The organism is Pseudoalteromonas rubra (assembly GCF_004212645.1).
GTDB classification, from domain to species: Bacteria; Pseudomonadota; Gammaproteobacteria; order Enterobacterales; family Alteromonadaceae; genus Pseudoalteromonas; species Pseudoalteromonas rubra_G.
On the sequence record NZ_PPUZ01000079.1, the window covers coordinates 1 to 6,322 of the forward strand.

Annotated in this window: 7 protein-coding genes; 5 read left to right on the plus strand and 2 right to left on the minus strand. The window is 44.5% G+C overall.

Translation table 11 applies throughout. The features are described 5' to 3' along the window. Positions 1–20 precede the first annotated feature (20 nt). Entirely contained in the window at positions 21–974 is a 954-nt protein-coding gene (locus C3B51_RS20690) for a tyrosine-type recombinase/integrase (protein WP_130246264.1), read from the minus strand. Between the two features lie 603 nt (positions 975–1,577). On the opposite strand from C3B51_RS20690, the gene C3B51_RS20695 reads away from it, so the two are divergent. Both C3B51_RS20695 and C3B51_RS20700 read left to right on the plus strand, forming a co-directional pair. Beyond that, the gene (locus C3B51_RS20695; RefSeq protein WP_130246265.1) at positions 1,578–1,958 is read left to right on the plus strand and encodes a hypothetical protein; all 381 of its coding nucleotides are present in this window, start codon (positions 1,578–1,580) and stop codon (positions 1,956–1,958) included. A gap of 610 nt (positions 1,959–2,568) precedes the next feature. Then, complete coding sequence (locus C3B51_RS20700) at positions 2,569–3,069, plus strand: hypothetical protein (protein ID WP_130246266.1); 501 nt, start codon at positions 2,569–2,571, stop codon at positions 3,067–3,069. Positions 3,070–3,163: 94 nt separating this feature from the next. Here C3B51_RS20700 and C3B51_RS20705 read toward each other — a convergent pair whose 3' ends face one another. Continuing rightward, on the minus strand, positions 3,164–4,096 hold the full coding sequence (locus C3B51_RS20705) for a DMT family transporter (RefSeq protein ID WP_130246267.1): 933 nt from the start codon (positions 4,094–4,096) through the stop codon (positions 3,164–3,166). Between the two features lie 93 nt (positions 4,097–4,189). Between C3B51_RS20705 and C3B51_RS20710 the strand changes: the two genes are divergently transcribed. The 3 genes from C3B51_RS20710 to C3B51_RS20715 all read left to right on the plus strand — a co-directional run bounded on the left by C3B51_RS20710 (position 4,190) and on the right by C3B51_RS20715 (position 6,246). Next, positions 4,190–5,125, plus strand: a complete 936-nt coding sequence (locus C3B51_RS20710) for a LysR family transcriptional regulator (protein ID WP_130246268.1) — start codon at positions 4,190–4,192, stop codon at positions 5,123–5,125. A gap of 330 nt (positions 5,126–5,455) precedes the next feature. Then, positions 5,456–5,653 carry a hypothetical protein gene (locus tag C3B51_RS23820; protein WP_206076662.1) on the plus strand — a complete coding sequence of 66 codons (198 nt, stop codon included), beginning with the start codon at positions 5,456–5,458 and terminating at the stop codon, positions 5,651–5,653. Next, positions 5,596–6,246, plus strand: coding sequence for an alpha/beta hydrolase (locus C3B51_RS20715; RefSeq protein WP_206076663.1), 651 nt, complete (start codon positions 5,596–5,598; stop codon positions 6,244–6,246). Before C3B51_RS23820 ends, C3B51_RS20715 begins: the two co-directional genes overlap by 58 nt. Positions 6,247–6,322: the final 76 nt, after the last annotated feature.

The window sequence follows — 6,322 nt, forward strand, 5'->3', positions numbered from 1 at the left end:
ATAATTCCTAGTTATCCTTACTAGCTAGCAATTCTTTTCCTTACGTTGGCTTTGGTGATTTTCTTCTGCAGAACGTTATCGCTAACGTGTGTGTATCTCTCTGTGGTTGAGATGCTGCTGTGGCCAAGTAACCTTTGCACAAAGCGAATATCAAGGCCTGACTCAAGCAATTCGCATGCTGCGCTGTGTCGGAGCATATGTGGTGTGACTTTAAGCTGAGTATTCGATTGTTGGCTTAAAGTTTTGATGAGTTTTCTGAGAAATTGGGTAGAGGCGGGTTCTCCGCGACTGTTTGTTAGCAGCTGGGAGTGATTTGGGGAGCAAATGGAACGATTGTCGATGTAGTTTTTGAGCAACTTAACTATCTCTTGGTCGGTCAGATACACAAAACGCTCTCTTGAGCCTTTGCCCATAATCTTAATTTTCTTTTCATTAATGTATATATCGCTCAGTTCGATACCTGAAAGCTCTGATACTCGTACGCCTGTACTGATCATGAGCTCAAGTGCGATAAGGGTAGTCAGATCGTTAAGGCGGCGTTTGGATCGCACTTCATAGTTGCCGGACTGTTCGTCCAGCATGTCCTTACTGGATTTTCGAGCTTGCTTTAGTAGTCGTCTCAGATCTGACTGAGGAACGTTTCTGGGTAAGTGTTTGGTTAGCTTTATATCCAGCTGAAATTTGTGGAATGGACTCACATCAATGATCTCTTCACGTTCAAGCCAATGAAACATTGCGCGAAGACAAGCCATTTTTCGCTTAACGGACGTGTTTGACAGCTCCGCGTCAACCAGGAATTGGTGAAACTTGACCAAGTCAACCTTGGAAACCTCATTGATGTGTTTTTCTGGATTAATGGTTGCGCAGAACTGTTTTAAATCTATCTGGTAGGCTTTTAAAGTATGTTCTGAAAGCTTTCGTTTTTCCTTACATAGGGCAATGAATTCAAATGTTATTTCTACTACTTTTTGCACAATGATACGTCTATTTCTGGATATCGGGTAGAGGGCATGTATTAAAACATATTGTTTTAAAATTACGAATAATATTATTGGGTTAGAGTTCTTAAAAGCAATTTTATGCTTGAGCTCTTTGTTGATGTGCAGATAACCAACTGGAGAAGCTCCATCCCATTAATGGTATACACTGATCCCTAGACTGGATTATAGATGATACGCTGTTTACTGTTAGGGCTCGCTGAGTGGGTGAGGAAGTAGCCGTGAAATGCGCTAAAACAGCACTGTAGGTTCCTTAAAACGTGAGACTGGCAGCTTCCGCTAATGCCACAGTCAAGGCGTTGCAAAGCATACGGAGCATGAGCTAGAGCACCTTGCCAAACAGGAAAAAAGTGGGTCTAATTGCACTTATAAATACGTTGTTTATACTCGAGCAGGTCCACTGTACCGGTTAGGCACAAACTACGCAAAAGACAAATCAACCATTAAAAGCAAGCCTACAAATTATGAACAATACCAGTTTATTACGGTGCACAGGAACCTGCTTGGTTGAGAATACGATTATATGTACTGGGTACGTATAAATACTAAAATGCAATACCGATAAGGAATATATAGAGTATGAAAAATGCAGTAATTGTGGTTGGCAGCCACTATGTAGGAAAAAGCAAAACGATAAATCTGTATGTTAAACCCAAACTTGGTTTATCTCAAAGAGCGCACAAGTTTGAGCGGAATGGACTGCATGGCTTTATTCTTTCTCAAAGTTTTGAAGAAGCGGAACGTGATGTTGACTACGTGCTAGAACAATACGGCCAGTATGACCTGCTTGTTCTAGCTTGCAGACCTGCAAATGAAACACCATCAGATCTTATTGAAGCGACCAAAAAGCTAAAAAAAGCTGGGTTTAATGTATATACCGTAAGTATTCGACATCATGACAATGAAGAGTACTACGATGGCAAAGCCAATGAAGTGCTTGCCTCACTGGATGAGAAATAGATATAACAAACAATTCAATCTGACTCTCAAAGCTTGGTGCTGGGAGGTCTCATCATTGAGTGCTCCCGAGTTGAAGTACCACAATCGAATATACATATGAGTACAAAAGTAGTAGGAAACTCAATGAAATCGAGTGTTTGTGGACACAAACCTAAACGGAAAATAGAATTTAAAATTAGCCTGTTAGATTGCTTCGGGCTGTTATTTCTTTGCATTCCATTCGCTGCAATGTTGTTCGCGGTAGTTTACGGAATAACAGCATTGTTCGTAGGCGTGTCGGGCTCGATGTTGGAGGGGGCCGGGGCAAACCCTGCAGTCTTACAGTCTTTAGTGTTTGTAGTTACATTGTATTTTGTATTTGCACGCTTTTTAGTTAAGGGCCTGCCAAAAATACTAAATGTCCTCGGGTATTTCATTAATTATAAACTGGTTATCTTAGCTGTTTGTGAACAATGCAACCGTAGGGATGTTACACATAGCTATCCTACAGGCCCATCTTCGTAAATTATGGTACAACCAACAATTCAACAAGGGTAAGGCTCGCGGGCCATTTGCTCTGCATATTTATGACACACGAATTTTTACCCGTTAATCTCGGAGCAGGACCAAATTGAACTCAAATGTATATTTTGAAACTAAGGTAGGTTTTGCTGTAGATCAGCTGATACCGGTGTTTCCAGCAGCATTGATTTTATATCTGCTATTTAGATTTCCGGAATTCACAAAACACGTTGCAGGGCTGCTTAAAACAAGTACTGGCAATGTTCTTTGTGGCTTCAGTCTTGTAACTTGTGCGGTAGTTCTTAATAGCGTGTTTTCTTACTCCAAAGTAGCCAGTTTACGCGCAGTCCTTGATGAGAAGCGATATGAGGTGGCAACCGGGTGCGTAGAGAATTACAGTTCAGAGACCTCACCAACAAACTATCGAACGGAAAAATTTTCGATTAAAAATATTGAATTTGAGCTTAGCAATTTCACCCCAAGCAGGTATTTCACTGGAGATGACCACACCAATAACTTCATCACAAACGGGCGATGTATGGAAATTAGCTACATTAGAGATGATGGTGAAAATAAAATTTTGAAAATCGTCCAACAAACCGGTAGTTAAATGCACTACTACGCAGCTAACGGATATGAGACAGGCATAAAATAACGCTGAATGAATACGCAAGTGAATGAACACTTGCGTATTCTCCACACACTCAACTACTAGAAGGTAAAGTTGCTGCCCGATTTCTTTTTATTCGCTTTATCATCAAAGGCAGTGTTAAGCCCGTTAGTACAATCAACATACCTGCCAGTTGAATCATGGTTACGCTTTGTCCCATCAGTAAAGAAACCAGTGCCGCGAACACAGGGACCAAATTAAAGTACAAAGAGGCATTGGCGGAGCCCAGTGTTTTCACCCCATTGTTCCAACACAAATAACCAACAACAGTACCAAACACGCCAATGTATAACATGCTGATTAACAGCTGCCAGGGGAGTGCGATCAGCTCCTGCACAGGGTGGACGTTTGCCTGAAACACACTTGCGACAGACAGTCCAATCAGACCGGCTGCCATGGTAAGCAAAGAAAACTCCAGCGGCGGCAGCCAGCCCGATACCTTTGACCCGCATACGGTATAACCTGACCAGGCAAGCATGCCGAGCATAATGGTGAGATCGCCGTGGTTAAGCTGCAAGTTTAAAAGACTTCTCAGGTCGCCGTTAACCACAACCAGTAATACACCGCCAAAAGCGACCGCCAGCTGTAAAAGCTGAACCCGGGCTATCAGTGTTCTGCTTAGCAGCGCAGCCATAACGGTTGTGACGATAGGACTAAGCGCCATGATCAAGGCGCCATTTGTTGCCGAGGTGTGCGACAGCCCCGAGAACAGCGCCAGATTAAGACCGCCCACGCCCATCACACCTATTACGGCAAGTATGAGATACCTGCTTAACGACAGAGACACCATGCGCATTCGGGTTAGACGAATAAAAATAAACAGGCTGATCAGCGCGATAGCAAAGCGCCAGATTGACAGCGAAAGCCCGGACATGTGCAGCAGAACGTCCTTGGCAACGGGGAAAACACTGCCCCAACATAATACGCAGATCAGCATCATCACTGTGGTCCGAATGGGTGTATTCATATGTCCTTACTTCTCATTGACTTATTGAGTCACTAGTTTATATTTTCCATTTAAGGTAAAGAATGCCGTTTTTTGAGACTTTAAATTCCATTAATGAAAACTAACTATTCACTGGACGATATGCGTCTGTTCTGGGTTGTGACACAACACGGCAGCTTTAGTCAGGCGGCGCAGAGCCTGAACATGCCTGTTTCAACTCTGAGCAGGCGGATCAAGCAGCTGGAAAGCACCCTCGGACTGAGGCTGCTCAACCGTGATGCTCACCGCGTAACACTGACAGGCAGCGGGGCACAATACGCCCAGCGCTGCGGACCTTTGCTGAGTGAGCTCCAAGACATCAGCGACGCTTTATCGGCGCAGCGGCACGAAGCACATGGCTGCATTCGCATCTCGGCCCCAAACAACCTCGCTCAGCACCAGCTTGCCCATATCTTTAGCGCCTTCTTACACGCGTATCCCGGAATTAAAATCGAGCTATCACTGTCGAACAGAAATATCGATATTGAGGGAGAGCATATCGACATTGCATTTCGGGCCAGTGAGCATTTCCCCCAGGATTGGATAGCCCGGCCACTGGGGCTCATTGAATCCATTATTTGTGCCAGTCCGGACATGCCACTCAGGGGTGATATAATACATCCCGAACAGTTATTGGATTTACCTGTGGTCCTAAGTAACCCGGTGCGAACCTGGAAATTGCACAACCAACAGAGCGGCGAGCAGTTTAGTTACACACCCGGCGCAATGGTCCGCCTGGAAGCCGACGACCTGAACCTGGTTTCACAAGCCGTCACCGACGGGCTGGGTATTGGCTTTATTCCCCGCTTTATCGCACAGTACCAGATAGCTCAGGGCCAGATGATCCAGTTGGCCAAAGACTGGACAGGTCAGCCAAGGCAGCTGACTATGCTCTACCACGACCGCGACAATATGCCGCACAGATTGCGTTTATTTATTGACTACATGCTTGAGCATTACGGCTCAGTTAACCCAAATTTAAGCGGAGCAAATTTGGTTAACCCTGTTTGAGAGGGCCTTCTTTGGCGGGCTCCTGGCCCAGAACTCGATGCACTTTGATCAGGCCAGCGGCGTCTGTTGTCATCCCGGACATTTGCGAGCCGGGAACTACGTAAATACAGCACCTTGCCAAAAGGAAATATAATAGTTCTAATAATAGCCACAAATACGGTGTCAGGCAGGGAGCCACGCTATATTGAATTACAAATGGATCAAGGTAAAAGCCACTCGACAAATCAAAACCCATCGGCCGAGTACGGTTTTGGGCTAGCGGCACAGTTCAAGCATGTATGCTAAAGCGCTATGTCAACAACTGAGCTTTTTCACTATCTGGAATAATAAATGAAAATACATATTTTACCGTTACTCGCAGCTCTCATGATGAGTAGTTCAGTATATTCAAAAGAATGGCTCAATATTTCTTATGTTCCCGAAGGTGAAACTGATGCGTATTTAATCGAACGTGGCGTACTTGATATATTTTGTCCGAAAGACAAACAAAACCAGCCTGTTATTATCTGGTTTCACGGCGGGGGTTAAGAGCAGGCGAAAAAACGCTACCTCAAAGGTTATTAAATCAAGGTGTGTGTGTTGTTGCACCGAATTATCGTCTTTACCCAAAAATTAAAGCGCCAGGCTACATTGAAGATGCTGCAAGTGCTGTAGCCTGGGTATTCAAAAATATTGAAAATTACGGCGGCGATCCGGGTAAAATCATATTATCTGGTCATTCCGCTGGTGGCTATCTCGCACTTATGGTAGGCATGGATACCCAGTGGCTGGCAAAGCATAATATTAATGTAAACAGACTTGCTGAGCTGGTTCCATTTAGCGGCCACACGATAACTCACTTTACAGTGCGGGATGAGCGCGGCATCAAAGGTGAGCAACCCATAATAGATGAGCTCGCACCGCTCTACCACGTGCGTAAAGATGCGCCTCCTATTACATTGATAACCGGTGACAGAGAGCTCGAACTGCTTGGCCGCTACGAAGAGAACGCTTACTTTGCACGAATGATGAAAGTAAACGGTCACAAAGCGACTCAAATTTTTGAGCTAGATGGCTATGGACATAATATGGTAGAGCCAGCACTGCCGCTGCTGCTAAATATTGCTAAAAAATATGAGTAGATTAGCTGTCAAGTAGTCTTACAAATTGAATACCCCTGTGCATTGAGGCAATGGCTCGGCCTTGTTGATCAAATCC